Annotated in this window: 3 protein-coding genes and 8 rRNA genes; all 11 read left to right on the top strand. The window is 59.2% G+C overall.

Translation table 11 applies throughout. From position 1 onward, the window contains the following. A 23S ribosomal RNA gene (locus tag QFZ33_RS23810) occupies window positions 1-1,804 on the top strand; the annotation flags it as partial. A gap of 232 nt (window positions 1,805-2,036) precedes the next feature. After that, window positions 2,037-2,153, top strand: a 5S ribosomal RNA gene (rrf, locus tag QFZ33_RS23805). Window positions 2,154-3,218: 1,065 nt separating this feature from the next. After that, a 16S ribosomal RNA gene (locus QFZ33_RS23800) occupies window positions 3,219-4,743 on the top strand. Window positions 4,744-5,279: 536 nt separating this feature from the next. After that, window positions 5,280-8,406: ribosomal RNA gene (locus QFZ33_RS23795) — 23S ribosomal RNA — on the top strand. Between the two features lie 232 nt (window positions 8,407-8,638). Further along, a 5S ribosomal RNA gene (gene rrf, locus QFZ33_RS23790) occupies window positions 8,639-8,755 on the top strand. A gap of 1,066 nt (window positions 8,756-9,821) precedes the next feature. Next, window positions 9,822-11,346, top strand: a 16S ribosomal RNA gene (locus tag QFZ33_RS23785). Between the two features lie 534 nt (window positions 11,347-11,880). Then, window positions 11,881-15,007 (top strand): 23S ribosomal RNA (locus QFZ33_RS23780). A 232-nt stretch (window positions 15,008-15,239) separates the two neighbouring features. After that, window positions 15,240-15,356 (top strand): 5S ribosomal RNA (gene rrf / locus QFZ33_RS23775). Between the two features lie 436 nt (window positions 15,357-15,792). Continuing rightward, entirely contained in the window at window positions 15,793-16,077 is a 285-nt protein-coding gene (locus QFZ33_RS23770) for an HU family DNA-binding protein (protein WP_076799663.1), read from the top strand. A 118-nt stretch (window positions 16,078-16,195) separates the two neighbouring features. Further along, window positions 16,196-18,358: a cytochrome c oxidase assembly protein gene (locus QFZ33_RS23765; protein WP_307031583.1), complete on the top strand. Its 2,163-nt coding sequence runs from the start codon at window positions 16,196-16,198 to the stop codon at window positions 18,356-18,358. Continuing rightward, window positions 18,358-20,331: an NHL domain-containing thioredoxin family protein gene (locus QFZ33_RS23760; RefSeq protein WP_307031581.1), complete on the top strand. Its 1,974-nt coding sequence runs from the start codon at window positions 18,358-18,360 to the stop codon at window positions 20,329-20,331. Before QFZ33_RS23765 ends, QFZ33_RS23760 begins: the two co-directional genes overlap by 1 nt. Window positions 20,332-20,428: the final 97 nt, after the last annotated feature.

Raw genomic sequence — 20,428 nt, 5'->3', positions numbered from 1 at the left:
CGGTGAAGTCGCGGTGTAAACCAGCGGTGGAGCCTACACGAGTGAGAATGCAGGCATGAGTAGCGAAAGACGGGTGAGAAACCCGTCCGCCGGATGATCAAGGGTTCCAGGGTCAAGCTAATCTGCCCTGGGTAAGTCGGGACCTAAGGCGAGGCCGACAGGCGTAGTCGATGGACAACGGGTTGATATTCCCGTACCGGCGAAAAACCGCCCATGTTGAACAGGGGATACTAACCGCCCGAGACCTGCCCGACCGTCCTTTGGATGGAAGGGTTTTGGTGGAGCGCGGGACCTGATCCTGGGAGGCAAGCGTATTAACAGGTGTGACGCAGGAAGGTAGCCGAGCCGGGCGATGGTTGTCCCGGTCCAAGGATGTAGGGCGAACGGTAGGCAAATCCGCTGTTCATGTGCCTGAGATCTGACGGGACTCCCGTAAAGGGGGGATTCGGTGATCCTATGCTGCCTAGAAAAGCATCGGCGCGAGGTTTTAGCCGCCCGTACCCCAAACCGACACAGGTGATCAGGTAGAGAATACTAAGGCGATCGAGAGAATTATGGTTAAGGAACTCGGCAAAATGCCCCCGTAACTTCGGGAGAAGGGGGGCCCCAACCTTGAACACCACTTGCTGGTGGGAGGGGATCGGGGCCGCAGAGACCAGGGGGAAGCGACTGTTTACTAAAAACACAGGTCCGTGCGAAGTCGCAAGACGATGTATACGGACTGACTCCTGCCCGGTGCTGGAAGGTTAAGAGGACCGGTTAGCCGCAAGGCGAAGCTGAGAATTTAAGCCCCAGTAAACGGCGGTGGTAACTATAACCATCCTAAGGTAGCGAAATTCCTTGTCGGGTAAGTTCCGACCTGCACGAATGGAGTAACGACTTCCCCGCTGTCTCAACCATAAACTCGGCGAAATTGCAGTACGAGTAAAGATGCTCGTTACGCGCAGCAGGACGGAAAGACCCCGAGACCTTTACTATAGTTTGGTATTGGTGTTCGGAGTGGCTTGTGTAGGATAGGTGGGAGACGTTGAAGCCCGGACGCCAGTTCGGGTGGAGTCATCGTTGAAATACCACTCTGGTCACTTTGGACATCTAACTTCGGCCCGTAATCCGGGTCAGGGACAGTGCCTGATGGGTAGTTTAACTGGGGCGGTTGCCTCCTAAAAAGTAACGGAGGCGCCCAAAGGTTCCCTCAGCCTGGTTGGCAATCAGGTGTCGAGTGTAAGTGCACAAGGGAGCTTGACTGTGAGAGAGACATCTCGAGCAGGGACGAAAGTCGGGACTAGTGATCCGGCGGTACATTGTGGAATGGCCGTCGCTCAACGGATAAAAGGTACCTCGGGGATAACAGGCTGATCTTGCCCAAGAGTCCATATCGACGGCATGGTTTGGCACCTCGATGTCGGCTCGTCGCATCCTGGGGCTGGAGTAGGTCCCAAGGGTTGGGCTGTTCGCCCATTAAAGCGGTACGCGAGCTGGGTTTAGAACGTCGTGAGACAGTTCGGTCCCTATCCGCTGCGCGCGCAGGAAATTTGAGAAGGGCTGTCCTTAGTACGAGAGGACCGGGACGGACGAACCTCTGGTGTGTCAGTTGTACTGCCAAGTGCACCGCTGATTAGCTACGTTCGGATGGGATAACCGCTGAAAGCATCTAAGCGGGAAGCTCGCTTCGAGATGAGATTTCCATACACCTTGTGTGTGAGAGGCCCCCAGCCAGACCACTGGGTTGATAGGCCGGATGTGGAAGCGAGGACTAACGACTCGTGAAGCTGACCGGTACTAATAGGCCGATAACTTACACCACACACTCTTCTTCGTGAACGGATTCAAAAGACGTTCACACCATGGGGAGAGTAAAAAGAAACAAGACTGCTTGCGTCCACTATGTGGTTCCCAACCAACAAACCCGCCACCGGGTTTCACGGTCCAGGAAACCAACAACTCAATAACAACATCACAGCTGCAACAACCTGCAGCAACGTGTGTAACCACAAGTTTTCCCGCCCCGGCACACACCGGGGAACGGGACACAGGGTTACGGCGGTCATAGCGTGGGGGAAACGCCCGGTCCCATTCCGAACCCGGAAGCTAAGACCCACAGCGCCGATGGTACTGCACCCGGGAGGGTGTGGGAGAGTAGGTCACCGCCGGACAACCATTAGAAAAACGGTCGAGAGCCCCAACCAGTCATGGTTGGGGCTCTCCCGCATTTAACCCGCCAGGCGATCCCGCCCCAGGCCCCGACATCTACGTCGGGGCCTGAGCGGTTTAAAAGCCGCCGCCCGCCGGAGGTGCCGGGCCCGTCCGGCGACTGCCTGCCGCGGCGCCAACAACCGGCTGCGGTGCCGGCAGCTGCGCCGGCGGCACCGCGGGCCCTGTCCTGGAGGTCCTTCGTCCCATCGCGTCCCGCGGCCTACCTGAGGCAGGGCCGGGGCGCCGCTGCCGGGGCTGTCCCGGCCGGTGACCCGAGGTTCTTCGGTGGGAACTTCACCGCAGCAAGTTCCCGGACGTTTTTGCGGGGCTGTGGTTGGTGGAGGCTGTGTTTCCGGAGGCCAGGTGCCGGCTGGCGGCGGGCCCGCAGCCTGGACGCGCGGGTGAGCTGGGGAGGGTTCCCGGTGCACGGGGCCAACAGCTGCCGGCCCAGGCCGACGTGCCCGACTGTGACGCGGTCCATAAAACTGATCCGGACCCTGGGTGGCTTCGTTGACCGCCTTGCAGTGCCCAAAAACCGCGCCATTTCGCGGGTTTTGGCGCGGGTTCGTGCCTCTTTTGGCTGGGTTGCTTTGGGGGTGGGGTGGGTGTATTGTTTTCTAAGTCGCCGCGAGGGAGACAGCGAAGAGCTGGTCACCGCGGGCGGCCAAATCCCCGAAATTTAGACCATGATTTGGTGACTCTTTAGGTCGCTGGAGTGTGGTGGGGCTGGTTTTCCTGCCGATGAGGATCCTGAAACACGGATTTGCATCGGGGAGTGAAACCGGGTAAGTTTGAAAAGTTGCTCCGGAGCGATCCTGAACGAGAGTTTGGGTGGTGCCGGGTGTGTCTGTTGTTTGAGAACTCAATAGTGTGCCAAGTTTGTTGATACCGATTTTTTATTAAATTGGTTGAATTTGCCGGGCCTGCCACCTCCGTGGTGTGGTCTGGTGTTTTTGGCTGGTTTCAAATTTTGTGCAGCCTGGTTCCGCGTTATTTCCGTGGTGCCTGGTTGTGTCTGTTTTACTTCAACGGAGAGTTTGATCCTGGCTCAGGATGAACGCTGGCGGCGTGCTTAACACATGCAAGTCGAACGATGATCCGGTGCTTGCACCGGGGATTAGTGGCGAACGGGTGAGTAACACGTGAGTAACCTGCCCTTGACTCTGGGATAAGCCTGGGAAACTGGGTCTAATACCGGATATGACTCCTCATCGCATGGTGGGGGGTGGAAAGCTTTTGCGGTTTTGGATGGACTCGCGGCCTATCAGCTTGTTGGTGAGGTAATGGCTCACCAAGGCGACGACGGGTAGCCGGCCTGAGAGGGTGACCGGCCACACTGGGACTGAGACACGGCCCAGACTCCTACGGGAGGCAGCAGTGGGGAATATTGCACAATGGGCGAAAGCCTGATGCAGCGACGCCGCGTGAGGGATGACGGCCTTCGGGTTGTAAACCTCTTTCAGTAGGGAAGAAGCGAAAGTGACGGTACCTGCAGAAGAAGCGCCGGCTAACTACGTGCCAGCAGCCGCGGTAATACGTAGGGCGCAAGCGTTATCCGGAATTATTGGGCGTAAAGAGCTCGTAGGCGGTTTGTCGCGTCTGCCGTGAAAGTCCGGGGCTCAACTCCGGATCTGCGGTGGGTACGGGCAGACTAGAGTGATGTAGGGGAGACTGGAATTCCTGGTGTAGCGGTGAAATGCGCAGATATCAGGAGGAACACCGATGGCGAAGGCAGGTCTCTGGGCATTAACTGACGCTGAGGAGCGAAAGCATGGGGAGCGAACAGGATTAGATACCCTGGTAGTCCATGCCGTAAACGTTGGGCACTAGGTGTGGGGGACATTCCACGTTTTCCGCGCCGTAGCTAACGCATTAAGTGCCCCGCCTGGGGAGTACGGCCGCAAGGCTAAAACTCAAAGGAATTGACGGGGGCCCGCACAAGCGGCGGAGCATGCGGATTAATTCGATGCAACGCGAAGAACCTTACCAAGGCTTGACATGGACCGGATCGCCGCAGAAATGTGGTTTCTCCTTTGGGGCCGGTTCACAGGTGGTGCATGGTTGTCGTCAGCTCGTGTCGTGAGATGTTGGGTTAAGTCCCGCAACGAGCGCAACCCTCGTTCCATGTTGCCAGCACGTAGTGGTGGGGACTCATGGGAGACTGCCGGGGTCAACTCGGAGGAAGGTGGGGACGACGTCAAATCATCATGCCCCTTATGTCTTGGGCTTCACGCATGCTACAATGGCCGGTACAAAGGGTTGCGATACTGTGAGGTGGAGCTAATCCCAAAAAGCCGGTCTCAGTTCGGATTGGGGTCTGCAACTCGACCCCATGAAGTCGGAGTCGCTAGTAATCGCAGATCAGCAACGCTGCGGTGAATACGTTCCCGGGCCTTGTACACACCGCCCGTCAAGTCACGAAAGTTGGTAACACCCGAAGCCGGTGGCCTAACCCCTTGTGGGAGGGAGCCGTCGAAGGTGGGACTGGCGATTGGGACTAAGTCGTAACAAGGTAGCCGTACCGGAAGGTGCGGCTGGATCACCTCCTTTCTAAGGAGCACCTACAGGCCCATGCTTTTTCCGTGTATGCGGGGTGTGTGGTTTGTCAGGAGTAAAGGCCCGCTGCGCAGGCGATCGTTCTGCGGCGGGTGCTCATGGGTGGAATATCAACGAATAGCGGCCGCGTGGTTTTGTCCTGTGTCTAGTACGGACGGGTTCCCTTTCGGGGGTGGCTGTCCTGGAACGGTGCGGGGCGGGGTGATGCGGTTTAGTGTTTGGCACACTGTTGGGTCCTGAGGCAACAGGGCCGGGGGCGGGGTTTTTTCCCTTGTGTCCGGGTTTTGTTTGTTTCTGGTTTCCTGGCTGCACCGATCGCATGGTTTGCCCCCTTTTTTTGGGGGGTGTGTGTGGGGTGTGTGGTACGGGGTTGTTGTTTGAGAACTACATAGTGGACGCGAGCATCTTTTATAAGAAGCAATTTCCAAGAATATGAACCTGGATCTGTCCGGGCTGGTCTCGCCTTTCGGGGTGTGGCGGGCCTGGGTGGTTTTCATGGTTCTCTCGAAAATTACTCCTTGATCTTTTGTGGTCAAGTTTTTAAGAGCACACGGTGGATGCCTTGGCATTAGGAGCCGAAGAAGGACGTAGGAATCTGCGATAAGCCTGGGGGAGTCGATAACCGGACTGTGATCCCAGGGTGTCCGAATGGGGAAACCCCGCCAGACGCGCGAGTGATCTGGTGACCCGCATCTGAACACATAGGGTGCGTGGAGGGAACGCGGGGAAGTGAAACATCTCAGTACCCGCAGGAAGAGAAAACAACAGTGATTCCGTTAGTAGTGGCGAGCGAACGCGGATCAGGCTAAACCGACCCATGTGTGATAGCCGGCGGGCGTTGCATGGGCGGGGTTGTGGGACTTGTTGTCCTGGTTCTGCCGGACCGGGGAGGTGTGAGTGCTGGTATAGGTGAACGGTCTTGAAAGGCCGGCCGTAGAGGGTGTGAGCCCCGTAACCGTAATGCTGTGCACCGCCTTTGATGAGTATCCCAAGTAGCACGGGGCCCGAGAAATCCCGTGTGAATCTGTCAGGACCACCTGATAAGCCTAAATACTCCCTAATGACCGATAGCGGACCAGTACCGTGAGGGAAAGGTGAAAAGTACCCCGGGAGGGGAGTGAAACAGTACCTGAAACCGTGTGCTTACAATCCGTCGGAGCCAGTCTGATTCTGGTGACGGCGTGCCTTTTGAAGAATGAGCCTGCGAGTTAGTGTTACGTCGCGAGGTTAACCCGTGTGGGGAAGCCGTAGCGAAAGCGAGTCTGAACAGGGCGTTGCAGTGGCGTGATCTAGACCCGAAGCGAAGTGATCTACCCATGGCCAGGTTGAAGCGACGGTAAGACGTCGTGGAGGACCGAACCCACTTCAGTTGAAAATGGAGGGGATGAGCTGTGGGTAGGGGTGAAAGGCCAATCAAACTTCGTGATAGCTGGTTCTCCCCGAAATGCATTTAGGTGCAGCGTTGCGTGTTTCTTACCGGAGGTAGAGCTACTGGATGGCTAATGGGCCCTACAAGGTTACTGACGTCAGCCAAACTCCGAATGCCGGTAAGTGAGAGCGCAGCAGTGAGACTGTGGGGGATAAGCTTCATAGTCGAGAGGGAAACAGCCCAGACCACCAACTAAGGCCCCTAAGCGTGTGCTAAGTGGGAAAGGATGTGGAGTTGCGAAGACAACCAGGAGGTTGGCTTAGAAGCAGCCATCCTTAAAAGAGTGCGTAATAGCTCACTGGTCAAGTGATTCCGCGCCGACAATGTAGCGGGGCTCAAGTACACCGCCGAAGTTGTGGCATTCACATATTTTCCAAGCCTTCGTGGTTCAGGAGTGTGGATGGGTAGGGGAGCGTCGTGTGGGCGGTGAAGTCGCGGTGTAAACCAGCGGTGGAGCCTACACGAGTGAGAATGCAGGCATGAGTAGCGAAAGACGGGTGAGAAACCCGTCCGCCGGATGATCAAGGGTTCCAGGGTCAAGCTAATCTGCCCTGGGTAAGTCGGGACCTAAGGCGAGGCCGACAGGCGTAGTCGATGGACAACGGGTTGATATTCCCGTACCGGCGAAAAACCGCCCATGTTGAACAGGGGATACTAACCGCCCGAGACCTGCCCGACCGTCCTTTGGATGGAAGGGTTTTGGTGGAGCGCGGGACCTGATCCTGGGAGGCAAGCGTATTAACAGGTGTGACGCAGGAAGGTAGCCGAGCCGGGCGATGGTTGTCCCGGTCCAAGGATGTAGGGCGAACGGTAGGCAAATCCGCTGTTCATGTGCCTGAGATCTGACGGGACTCCCGTAAAGGGGGGATTCGGTGATCCTATGCTGCCTAGAAAAGCATCGGCGCGAGGTTTTAGCCGCCCGTACCCCAAACCGACACAGGTGATCAGGTAGAGAATACTAAGGCGATCGAGAGAATTATGGTTAAGGAACTCGGCAAAATGCCCCCGTAACTTCGGGAGAAGGGGGGCCCCAACCTTGAACACCACTTGCTGGTGGGAGGGGATCGGGGCCGCAGAGACCAGGGGGAAGCGACTGTTTACTAAAAACACAGGTCCGTGCGAAGTCGCAAGACGATGTATACGGACTGACTCCTGCCCGGTGCTGGAAGGTTAAGAGGACCGGTTAGCCGCAAGGCGAAGCTGAGAATTTAAGCCCCAGTAAACGGCGGTGGTAACTATAACCATCCTAAGGTAGCGAAATTCCTTGTCGGGTAAGTTCCGACCTGCACGAATGGAGTAACGACTTCCCCGCTGTCTCAACCATAAACTCGGCGAAATTGCAGTACGAGTAAAGATGCTCGTTACGCGCAGCAGGACGGAAAGACCCCGAGACCTTTACTATAGTTTGGTATTGGTGTTCGGAGTGGCTTGTGTAGGATAGGTGGGAGACGTTGAAGCCCGGACGCCAGTTCGGGTGGAGTCATCGTTGAAATACCACTCTGGTCACTTTGGACATCTAACTTCGGCCCGTAATCCGGGTCAGGGACAGTGCCTGATGGGTAGTTTAACTGGGGCGGTTGCCTCCTAAAAAGTAACGGAGGCGCCCAAAGGTTCCCTCAGCCTGGTTGGCAATCAGGTGTCGAGTGTAAGTGCACAAGGGAGCTTGACTGTGAGAGAGACATCTCGAGCAGGGACGAAAGTCGGGACTAGTGATCCGGCGGTACATTGTGGAATGGCCGTCGCTCAACGGATAAAAGGTACCTCGGGGATAACAGGCTGATCTTGCCCAAGAGTCCATATCGACGGCATGGTTTGGCACCTCGATGTCGGCTCGTCGCATCCTGGGGCTGGAGTAGGTCCCAAGGGTTGGGCTGTTCGCCCATTAAAGCGGTACGCGAGCTGGGTTTAGAACGTCGTGAGACAGTTCGGTCCCTATCCGCTGCGCGCGCAGGAAATTTGAGAAGGGCTGTCCTTAGTACGAGAGGACCGGGACGGACGAACCTCTGGTGTGTCAGTTGTACTGCCAAGTGCACCGCTGATTAGCTACGTTCGGATGGGATAACCGCTGAAAGCATCTAAGCGGGAAGCTCGCTTCGAGATGAGATTTCCATACACCTTGTGTGTGAGAGGCCCCCAGCCAGACCACTGGGTTGATAGGCCGGATGTGGAAGCGAGGACTAACGACTCGTGAAGCTGACCGGTACTAATAGGCCGATAACTTACACCACACACTCTTCTTCGTGAACGGATTCAAAAGACGTTCACACCATGGGGAGAGTAAAAAGAAACAAGACTGCTTGCGTCCACTATGTGGTTCCCAACCAACAAACCCGCCACCGGGTTTCACGGTCCAGGAAACCAACAACTCAATAACAACATCACAGCTGCAACAACCTGCAGCAACGTGTGTAACCACAAGTTTTCCCACCCCGGCACACACCGGGGAACGGGACACAGGGTTACGGCGGTCATAGCGTGGGGGAAACGCCCGGTCCCATTCCGAACCCGGAAGCTAAGACCCACAGCGCCGATGGTACTGCACCCGGGAGGGTGTGGGAGAGTAGGTCACCGCCGGACAACCATTAGAAAAACGGTCGAGAGCCCCAACCAGTCATGGTTGGGGCTCTCCCGCATTTAACCCGCCAGGCGATCCCGCCCCAGGCCCCGACATCTACGTCGGGGCCTGAGCGGTTTAAAAGCCGCCGCCCGCCGGAGGTGCCGGGCCCGTCCGGCGACTGCCTGCCGCGGCGCCAACAACCGGCTGCGGTGCCGGCAGCTGCGCCGGCGGCACCGCGGGCCCTGTCCTGGAGGTCCTTCGTCCCATCGCGTCCCGCGGCCTACCTGAGGCAGGGCCGGGGCGCCGCTGCCGGGGCTGTCCCGGCCGGTGACCCGAGGTTCTTCGGTGGGAACTTCACCGCAGCAAGTTCCCGGACGTTTTTGCGGGGCTGTGGTTGGTGGAGGCTGTGTTTCCGGAGGCCAGGTGCCGGCTGGCGGCGGGCCCGCAGCCTGGACGCGCGGGTGAGCTGGGGAGGGTTCCCGGTGCACGGGGCCAACAGCTGCCGGCCCAGGCCGACGTGCCCGACTGTGACGCGGTCCATAAAACTGATCCGGACCCTGGGTGGCTTCGTTGACCGCCTTGCAGTGCCCAAAAAACCGCGCCATTTCGCGGGTTTTGGCGCGGGTTCGTGCCTCTTTTGGCTGGGTTGCTTTGGGGGTGGGGTGGGTGTACTGTTTTCTAAGTCGCCGCGAGGGAGACAGCGAAGAGCTGGTCACCGCGGGCGGCCAAATCCCCGAAATTTAGACCATGATTTGGTGACTCTTTAGGTCGCTGGAGTGTGGTGGGGCTGGTTTTCCTGCCGATGAGGATCCTGAAACACGGATTTGCATCGGGGAGTGAAACCGGGTAAGTTTGAAAAGTTGCTCCGGAGCGATCCTGAACGGAAGTTTGGGTGGTGCCGGGTGTGTCTGTTGTTTGAGAACTCAATAGTGTGCCAAGTTTGTTGATACCGATTTTTTATTAAATTGGTTGAATTTGCCGGGCCTGCCACCTCCGTGGTGTGGTCTGGTGTTTTTGGCTGGTTTCAAATTTTGTGCAGCCTGGTTCCGCGTTATTTCCGTGGTGCCTGGTTGTGTCTGTTTTACTTCAACGGAGAGTTTGATCCTGGCTCAGGATGAACGCTGGCGGCGTGCTTAACACATGCAAGTCGAACGATGATCCGGTGCTTGCACCGGGGATTAGTGGCGAACGGGTGAGTAACACGTGAGTAACCTGCCCTTGACTCTGGGATAAGCCTGGGAAACTGGGTCTAATACCGGATATGACTCCTCATCGCATGGTGGGGGGTGGAAAGCTTTTGCGGTTTTGGATGGACTCGCGGCCTATCAGCTTGTTGGTGAGGTAATGGCTCACCAAGGCGACGACGGGTAGCCGGCCTGAGAGGGTGACCGGCCACACTGGGACTGAGACACGGCCCAGACTCCTACGGGAGGCAGCAGTGGGGAATATTGCACAATGGGCGAAAGCCTGATGCAGCGACGCCGCGTGAGGGATGACGGCCTTCGGGTTGTAAACCTCTTTCAGTAGGGAAGAAGCGAAAGTGACGGTACCTGCAGAAGAAGCGCCGGCTAACTACGTGCCAGCAGCCGCGGTAATACGTAGGGCGCAAGCGTTATCCGGAATTATTGGGCGTAAAGAGCTCGTAGGCGGTTTGTCGCGTCTGCCGTGAAAGTCCGGGGCTCAACTCCGGATCTGCGGTGGGTACGGGCAGACTAGAGTGATGTAGGGGAGACTGGAATTCCTGGTGTAGCGGTGAAATGCGCAGATATCAGGAGGAACACCGATGGCGAAGGCAGGTCTCTGGGCATTAACTGACGCTGAGGAGCGAAAGCATGGGGAGCGAACAGGATTAGATACCCTGGTAGTCCATGCCGTAAACGTTGGGCACTAGGTGTGGGGGACATTCCACGTTTTCCGCGCCGTAGCTAACGCATTAAGTGCCCCGCCTGGGGAGTACGGCCGCAAGGCTAAAACTCAAAGGAATTGACGGGGGCCCGCACAAGCGGCGGAGCATGCGGATTAATTCGATGCAACGCGAAGAACCTTACCAAGGCTTGACATGGACCGGATCGCCGCAGAAATGTGGTTTCTCCTTTGGGGCCGGTTCACAGGTGGTGCATGGTTGTCGTCAGCTCGTGTCGTGAGATGTTGGGTTAAGTCCCGCAACGAGCGCAACCCTCGTTCCATGTTGCCAGCACGTAGTGGTGGGGACTCATGGGAGACTGCCGGGGTCAACTCGGAGGAAGGTGGGGACGACGTCAAATCATCATGCCCCTTATGTCTTGGGCTTCACGCATGCTACAATGGCCGGTACAAAGGGTTGCGATACTGTGAGGTGGAGCTAATCCCAAAAAGCCGGTCTCAGTTCGGATTGGGGTCTGCAACTCGACCCCATGAAGTCGGAGTCGCTAGTAATCGCAGATCAGCAACGCTGCGGTGAATACGTTCCCGGGCCTTGTACACACCGCCCGTCAAGTCACGAAAGTTGGTAACACCCGAAGCCGGTGGCCTAACCCCTTGTGGGAGGGAGCCGTCGAAGGTGGGACTGGCGATTGGGACTAAGTCGTAACAAGGTAGCCGTACCGGAAGGTGCGGCTGGATCACCTCCTTTCTAAGGAGCACCTACAGGCCCATGCTTTTTCCGTGTATGCGGGGTGTGTGGTTTGTCAGGAGTAAAGGCCCGCTGCGCAGGCGATCGTTCTGCGGCGGGTGCTCATGGGTGGAATATCAACGAATAGCGGCCGCGTGGTTTTGTCCTGTGTCTAGTACGGACGGGTTCCCTTTCGGGGGTGGCTGTCCTGGAACGGTGCGGGGCGGGGTGATGCGGTTTAGTGTTTGGCACACTGTTGGGTCCTGAGGCAACAGGGCCGGGGGCGGGGGTTTTTTCCCTTGTGTCCGGGTTTTGTTTGTTTCTGGTTTCCTGGCTGCACCGATCGCATGGTTTGCCCTTTTTTTGGGGGTGTGTGTGGGGTGTGTGGTACGGGGTTGTTGTTTGAGAACTACATAGTGGACGCGAGCATCTTTTATAAGAAGCAATTTCCAAGAATATGAACCTGGATCTGTCCGGGCTGGTCTCGCCTTTCGGGGTGTGGCGGGCCTGGGTGGTTTTCATGGTTCTCTCGAAAATTACTCCTTGATCTTTTGTGGTCAAGTTTTTAAGAGCACACGGTGGATGCCTTGGCATTAGGAGCCGAAGAAGGACGTAGGAATCTGCGATAAGCCTGGGGGAGTCGATAACCGGACTGTGATCCCAGGGTGTCCGAATGGGGAAACCCCGCCAGACGCGCGAGTGATCTGGTGACCCGCATCTGAACACATAGGGTGCGTGGAGGGAACGCGGGGAAGTGAAACATCTCAGTACCCGCAGGAAGAGAAAACAACAGTGATTCCGTTAGTAGTGGCGAGCGAACGCGGATCAGGCTAAACCGACCCATGTGTGATAGCCGGCGGGCGTTGCATGGGCGGGGTTGTGGGACTTGTTGTCCTGGTTCTGCCGGACCGGGGAGGTGTGAGTGCTGGTATAGGTGAACGGTCTTGAAAGGCCGGCCGTAGAGGGTGTGAGCCCCGTAACCGTAATGCTGTGCACCGCCTTTGATGAGTATCCCAAGTAGCACGGGGCCCGAGAAATCCCGTGTGAATCTGTCAGGACCACCTGATAAGCCTAAATACTCCCTAATGACCGATAGCGGACCAGTACCGTGAGGGAAAGGTGAAAAGTACCCCGGGAGGGGAGTGAAACAGTACCTGAAACCGTGTGCTTACAATCCGTCGGAGCCAGTCTGATTCTGGTGACGGCGTGCCTTTTGAAGAATGAGCCTGCGAGTTAGTGTTACGTCGCGAGGTTAACCCGTGTGGGGAAGCCGTAGCGAAAGCGAGTCTGAACAGGGCGTTGCAGTGGCGTGATCTAGACCCGAAGCGAAGTGATCTACCCATGGCCAGGTTGAAGCGACGGTAAGACGTCGTGGAGGACCGAACCCACTTCAGTTGAAAATGGAGGGGATGAGCTGTGGGTAGGGGTGAAAGGCCAATCAAACTTCGTGATAGCTGGTTCTCCCCGAAATGCATTTAGGTGCAGCGTTGCGTGTTTCTTACCGGAGGTAGAGCTACTGGATGGCTAATGGGCCCTACAAGGTTACTGACGTCAGCCAAACTCCGAATGCCGGTAAGTGAGAGCGCAGCAGTGAGACTGTGGGGGATAAGCTTCATAGTCGAGAGGGAAACAGCCCAGACCACCAACTAAGGCCCCTAAGCGTGTGCTAAGTGGGAAAGGATGTGGAGTTGCGAAGACAACCAGGAGGTTGGCTTAGAAGCAGCCATCCTTAAAAGAGTGCGTAATAGCTCACTGGTCAAGTGATTCCGCGCCGACAATGTAGCGGGGCTCAAGTACACCGCCGAAGTTGTGGCATTCACATATTTTCCAAGCCTTCGTGGTTCAGGAGTGTGGATGGGTAGGGGAGCGTCGTGTGGGCGGTGAAGTCGCGGTGTAAACCAGCGGTGGAGCCTACACGAGTGAGAATGCAGGCATGAGTAGCGAAAGACGGGTGAGAAACCCGTCCGCCGGATGATCAAGGGTTCCAGGGTCAAGCTAATCTGCCCTGGGTAAGTCGGGACCTAAGGCGAGGCCGACAGGCGTAGTCGATGGACAACGGGTTGATATTCCCGTACCGGCGAAAAACCGCCCATGTTGAACAGGGGATACTAACCGCCCGAGACCTGCCCGACCGTCCTTTGGATGGAAGGGTTTTGGTGGAGCGCGGGACCTGATCCTGGGAGGCAAGCGTATTAACAGGTGTGACGCAGGAAGGTAGCCGAGCCGGGCGATGGTTGTCCCGGTCCAAGGATGTAGGGCGAACGGTAGGCAAATCCGCTGTTCATGTGCCTGAGATCTGACGGGACTCCCGTAAAGGGGGGATTCGGTGATCCTATGCTGCCTAGAAAAGCATCGGCGCGAGGTTTTAGCCGCCCGTACCCCAAACCGACACAGGTGATCAGGTAGAGAATACTAAGGCGATCGAGAGAATTATGGTTAAGGAACTCGGCAAAATGCCCCCGTAACTTCGGGAGAAGGGGGGCCCCAACCTTGAACACCACTTGCTGGTGGGAGGGGATCGGGGCCGCAGAGACCAGGGGGAAGCGACTGTTTACTAAAAACACAGGTCCGTGCGAAGTCGCAAGACGATGTATACGGACTGACTCCTGCCCGGTGCTGGAAGGTTAAGAGGACCGGTTAGCCGCAAGGCGAAGCTGAGAATTTAAGCCCCAGTAAACGGCGGTGGTAACTATAACCATCCTAAGGTAGCGAAATTCCTTGTCGGGTAAGTTCCGACCTGCACGAATGGAGTAACGACTTCCCCGCTGTCTCAACCATAAACTCGGCGAAATTGCAGTACGAGTAAAGATGCTCGTTACGCGCAGCAGGACGGAAAGACCCCGAGACCTTTACTATAGTTTGGTATTGGTGTTCGGAGTGGCTTGTGTAGGATAGGTGGGAGACGTTGAAGCCCGGACGCCAGTTCGGGTGGAGTCATCGTTGAAATACCACTCTGGTCACTTTGGACATCTAACTTCGGCCCGTAATCCGGGTCAGGGACAGTGCCTGATGGGTAGTTTAACTGGGGCGGTTGCCTCCTAAAAAGTAACGGAGGCGCCCAAAGGTTCCCTCAGCCTGGTTGGCAATCAGGTGTCGAGTGTAAGTGCACAAGGGAGCTTGACTGTGAGAGAGACATCTCGAGCAGGGACGAAAGTCGGGACTAGTGATCCGGCGGTACATTGTGGAATGGCCGTCGCTCAACGGATAAAAGGTACCTCGGGGATAACAGGCTGATCTTGCCCAAGAGTCCATATCGACGGCATGGTTTGGCACCTCGATGTCGGCTCGTCGCATCCTGGGGCTGGAGTAGGTCCCAAGGGTTGGGCTGTTCGCCCATTAAAGCGGTACGCGAGCTGGGTTTAGAACGTCGTGAGACAGTTCGGTCCCTATCCGCTGCGCGCGCAGGAAATTTGAGAAGGGCTGTCCTTAGTACGAGAGGACCGGGACGGACGAACCTCTGGTGTGTCAGTTGTACTGCCAAGTGCACCGCTGATTAGCTACGTTCGGATGGGATAACCGCTGAAAGCATCTAAGCGGGAAGCTCGCTTCGAGATGAGATTTCCATACACCTTGTGTGTGAGAGGCCCCCAGCCAGACCACTGGGTTGATAGGCCGGATGTGGAAGCGAGGACTAACGACTCGTGAAGCTGACCGGTACTAATAGGCCGATAACTTACACCACACACTCTTCTTCGTGAACGGATTCAAAAGACGTTCACACCATGGGGAGAGTAAAAAGAAACAAGACTGCTTGCGTCCACTATGTGGTTCCCAACCAACAAACCCGCCACCGGGTTTCACGGTCCAGGAAACCAACAACTCAATAACAACATCACAGCTGCAACAACCTGCAGCAACGTGTGTAACCACAAGTTTTCCCACCCCGGCACACACCGGGGAACGGGACACAGGGTTACGGCGGTCATAGCGTGGGGGAAACGCCCGGTCCCATTCCGAACCCGGAAGCTAAGACCCACAGCGCCGATGGTACTGCACCCGGGAGGGTGTGGGAGAGTAGGTCACCGCCGGACAACCATTAGAAAAACGGTCGAGAGCCCCAACCAGTCATGGTTGGGGCTCTCCCGCATTTAACCCGCCAGGCGATCCCGCCCCAGGCGCCGGGTTTCGACAGGCTCAACCAACGGACCTCCCCAACGCTTCCGCAGTTCCCCGCCAAGGGTGCGGAAGCGCCCGGGTTGAAGCGACGGGATGTGAGGAAGTGTGCCGACTGGGGCAGCGGAATCTGAACGAGGATCCGGCGGGGAGACGCCTAAACCTGCAGGAGGGTCCGGTCCGGAGGCCGCATTCGGCTGGAAATCCTTGAAATAGCGGTGATTTAGGTCAAAAAGTCGCGGAAACACGCGGAATTTATCCCCCTCATGGGTGCAAGCTGGTAAGTTTTCGAACAGTGGCTTGCACGCACGCCGCATGCAGGCTCCAGAATCAAGAGCGTCCAGGAGGACATACATGGCTAAGAACCGTAGTGAACTTGTTGCAGAGGTAGCAGGCAAGGCCGGCACCAGCCAGGCAGCCGTCAACTCCGTGCTCGATGCACTGTTCGAGGTTTTCGAATCTTCTGTCGCCGCCGGCGAGAAGATCACCATCCCGGGCTGGCTCGCAGTTGAGCGCACCGACCGCGCAGCCCGCACTGGCCGCAACCCGCAGACCGGCGAGACCATCCAGATTGCAGCCGGCCACAGCGTCAAGCTGACCGCTGGCTCCAAGCTGAAGGCCGCTGTCTCCAAGAAGTAGTCCTTTCGCAGCTACAAGAGGAGCGGCAACCCTCGGGGTTGCCGCTCCTCTTGCTTTAACCCTCGCTTCGCCGAACCTCCGATTCGCCGCCGTGGCGACGGTAGCGGACAATGGATAGGTGCCTTCAGCAGCAAAACCCCTTACTCCGCAACCCGCGCCCGATTCGGGCACCCGGGGCACTGACAGTGCCTTCGGCATTCAGCGGGCCTGGCAGCTGGCCGGACTCGGGGCCCTCTTCCTGGGGCTCGTGGCCGCGCTGCTGTTCTCCGGCGCGGCAGCCGCCCGTGAAGTTTCAGACCCCGGCGCGCTGGTACGTTGGGGGCTGCCTGTCAGCAAGGCCATCCACAACGTTTCCCTGGCCGGAGTAATCGGCGGGCTCATCTTTGCCGCTGGTATCCTGCCGCACAAGCTCGGTGGTGCGCGGTCGAAAGACAATGAAGCACCCGAGCACCCGGCCTTTACCCGTGCCCTTGCCATCGCGGCTGCGGCGGGCGTGACGTGGACGCTGTCCGCTATCGCCGTGCTGGTGCTGACATACTCCGACGTGGCGGGGCAGGGCATCTCGGGGGATGCCGAATTCACCCGCGCCCTCGTGTACTTCATGACTGACATCGAAACTGGGCGCGCCTGGCTGGCCGTGACAATCATCGCCGCCGTAGTGACAACGGCCCTCTTCGGGGTGCGATCGCTGACCGGCCTGGCGTTTACGTTGCTGCTGGCGCTGATCGGCCTGATTCCCACTGCCCTGATTGGCCACTCCGCCAGCTCCAACGACCACGAGGGTGCCATCAACTCGCTGGGCCTGCACTTGGTGGGGGTCAGCGTCTGGGTGGGCGGCATCATCATGCTGGCCCTGCTCTCCGGCATCCTCGCCCCGCGCAACCAGGCCCGTAGCGGCCAGGTGTCCCCGCACGGAGGCCAGGACATCACCGAACCGGTCCTCCGCCGTTTCTCCTCGCTCGCAGGTTTCGCATTTGCGCTGGTCTTCGCATCGGGCGTCGTCAACGCCAGCATCCGGGTGACCAGCTGGGGTGACCTCTTCGGCTCGGCCTACGGCCAGCTGATCCTCGCGAAGTCGGCTGCCACACTGGTACTGGGCGGAATCGGCTTCATGCACCGGAAGTGGGTCATCCCGCAGCTGGCCCGGGCGGGGGCGGCCCTGTCCGCACGGCGCGTGCTCTGGCAGCTGATTCTCATCGAACTCCTGATCATGGGTGCCACGTCAGGCATCGCCGTCGCACTGGGCCGTTCGGCGCCACCAGAACCTACTTCCTATGCCCCGGACGCCTCGCCCGCATTCATCCTCTCCGGCTACGAGCTGCCCCCTGGACTGACGCCCCAACGCTGGCTCACCGAGTGGCGCCTGGACTGGCTCTGGATTGCCGTGGCGGTCTTCGGTCTGCTGTCCTACGTCCTGGGCGTGGCCAAGGTCCGCGCACGGGGGGACAAGTGGTCCTGGTTCCGCACCGCAAACTGGATCATCGGCCTGCTGGTGCTGACCTACATCACGTCGGGACCGCCGTCGGTATACGGCCGCGTACTGTTCTCCGCGCACATGGTGGACCACATGGCCCTCACCATGGTGGCCCCGATCTTCCTGGTGCTCGGCGCCCCCGTGACGCTTGCGCTCCGGGCCCTTCCGGCAAGGAACGACGGATCCCGCGGCCTCCGGGAATGGCTCCTGCTGTTCGTGCACTCGAAGTTCTCGCAGGTGGTCACCCACCCGCTGTTCGCCGCCGCCAACTTCGCCGGCTCCATTGTGTTGTTCTACTACTCGGACGCCTTCAGCCTGGCGATGCGGGAGCACGTGGGCCACGAGCTGATGAACCTGCACTTTGCGCTGACGGGCTACATCTTCGTGCTCAGCATGATCGGCACCGACCCGCTGCCGCGCCGCGCGCCGTACCCCCTGCGGCTCCTGCTCCTGCTGGCCACCATGGGCTTCCATGCCTTCTTTGGCGTGGCCATCATGGGCGGCACGAACCTGCTGGCCGCCGACTACTTCGGCAACCTCGGCCGCAGCTGGGGAGGTTCGGCCCTCCTGGACCAGCAAATGGGCGGCGCCGTGGCCTGGGGCATCGGCGAAATTCCCACACTGCTGGTGGCGATCGGCGTCGCCATCATGTGGTCCCGATCAGATGAACGCGAAACCCGGCGCACCGACCGGGCGGCGGACAGGAATAACGACGCCGATCTCACCGCTTACAACGATATGTTTGCCAAATTGGCTGAACGCGACGCCAAGCTGGCCGAACGCAACTCAAAGCTGGAAGGACGCTGATGAGCGAAACCGTACGCACCCACCTCCGGGTCCGCGCCTCCGAACTGGTGGGCCGCAACTGGCTGAACACCGGCGGCAAGTCTCTGGACCTGGAAGCCCTGCGCGGCAAGATCGTGCTCCTGGACTTTTGGACCTTCTGCTGCATCAACTGCCTGCACGTGCTGGACGAACTCCGGCCGCTGGAGGAAAAGTACTCCGACGTCCTGGTCACCGTGGGCGTGCACTCCCCGAAGTTCGAGCACGAGGCCGATCCTGTGGCGCTGGCCGCCGCCGTGGAGCGCTACGAGATCCACCACCCGGTCCTGGACGACCCCGAGCTGGAAACGTGGAAGGCCTACACGGCCCGGGCCTGGCCCACACTGGTGGTCATTGACCCGGAGGGTTACATCGTGGCGCACCTGTCGGGCGAAGGCCACGCCGACGGCCTGGGCGTGCTCATTCCCGAGTTGATCGCCGAGCACGAGGCCCGCGGCACCCTGCACCGCGGCAACGGCCCCTACGTGGCTCCGGAGCCCACGTCTGGAACCCTTCGGTTCCCGGGCAAGGCCCTCTATCTTCCATCCGGCCGGGGGTCCGCGCACGGCGCCGGTGCTGCCGCCGGCGCCGGCACCTGGCTGGTCACCGATACCGGCCATCACCGCGTTCTGGAGCTCGGCACTGACTTCCACACCGTGCTGAGCACGTATGGTTCCGGGGACAAGGGCCACGCCGACGGCGCCGCCGGCACCGCCCGGTTCAACGAACCGCAGGGTCTTGTCCTGCTGCCGGAAGATGTGGCAGCGAAGACGGGCTACGACGTCGTAATTGCCGACTCCGTCAACCACCGCCTGCGGGGACTGTCGCTCGCCGACGGAACCGTCACCACGCTCGTTGGAAGCGGCGTGCAGCGGCTCCTCGAGACCGGGCCCGCCCGCGTGGACGAGGACGCTGCTGGCTTCACCGGGCGCTTGGGAGACCACCCCCTGGACGTTGCCCTCAGCTCGCCCTGGGACGTCATCTGGTCAAGCAAGCTGAACGCCGTGGTGATCGCCATGGCCGGTGTGCACCAGATCTTCAGCTACGAGCCGCTGACGGGGGATGTCTCGATCGTCGCCGGCAACGGACTGGAAGGCCTGCTGGACGGGCCCGCCCACGAGGCCTGGTTCGCGCAGCCGTCAGGGCTGGCCGAGGACGCCGACGGAAACATCTGGGTGGCCGACTCCGAGACCTCCGCCCTGCGCAAGCTGGCCATCAGTGCCGACGGAACGGTCACCGTCGAATCCGCCGTGGGCAAGGGCCTCTTCGACTTCGGCTTCCGCGACGGCGGGGCGTCCGAGGCGCGCCTGCAGCACCCGCTGGGCGTCACGGTTCTCCCGGACGGGTCCGTGGCCATTGCAGACACCTACAACGGTGCGGTGCGCCGCTACGATCCGGCCGCCGGCACCGTGTCCACACTGGCGCGGGGCTTGGCCGAACCGTCCGACGTGATCGTCGACCACACCCAGGTGGCGGGCTCCGAACCGCTGCTGGTGGTGGTCGAAGCGAACAAGCACCAGCTCGTGTACGTACCCATCCCCAAGGAAGCGCAGCAGGTGGACGAGGGCGCCTCACAAACGCACCGCCCCAAGAGCCCTGTGGCGCCCGGCCTGATGGAGCTCACAGTCCGCTTCACGGCGCCCACCGGCCAGAAGCTCGATGACCGTTGGGGCGACCCCACCCAGCTGAAGATCTCCTCCACCCCGCCGGAGCTGCTCGTGTCCGGCGGCGGGACCTCCGTGGGCCTGCTCCGCACGCTGGAACTGGCCTCCGACGTTCCGGAGGGCGTGCTGCACATTACGGCCCGCGCCGCGGCCTGTGACGGCCCGGAAACCGAGGACGGCGAGATCCCGGACCACGCCGCGTGCCACCTCTACCAGCAGGATTGGGGCATCCCGGTGGTGCTGCAGGCCGACGGCGACACCGACCTGGTGCTGGACCTGCGCGGCATGGACTAAGGCCCTCGCAGCGCTGACTGAAGTGGCCCGGTTTACCGCCCTCGCGGCGCAGAACCGGGCCACTGCCGTTTTGTGAGCGGGTTCTAAGCTGGGCCAG

The sequence above is a fragment of the Arthrobacter globiformis genome, from assembly GCF_030815865.1.
GTDB classification, from domain to species: Bacteria; Actinomycetota; Actinomycetes; order Actinomycetales; family Micrococcaceae; genus Arthrobacter; species Arthrobacter globiformis_B.
Note: the sequence above shows the minus strand (reverse complement) of the source record. Positions and strands in the feature narration are given on the sequence as shown.

Bases quoted from the DNA above. Each gene is read 5' to 3' on its own strand.
- QFZ33_RS23770 (WP_076799663.1), top strand. From the start codon at position 15,793: ATGGCTAAGAACCGTAGTGAACTTGTTGCAGAGGTAGCAGGCAAGGCC.
- QFZ33_RS23760 (WP_307031581.1), top strand. From the start codon at position 18,358: ATGAGCGAAACCGTACGCACCCACCTCCGGGTCCGCGCCTCCGAACTG.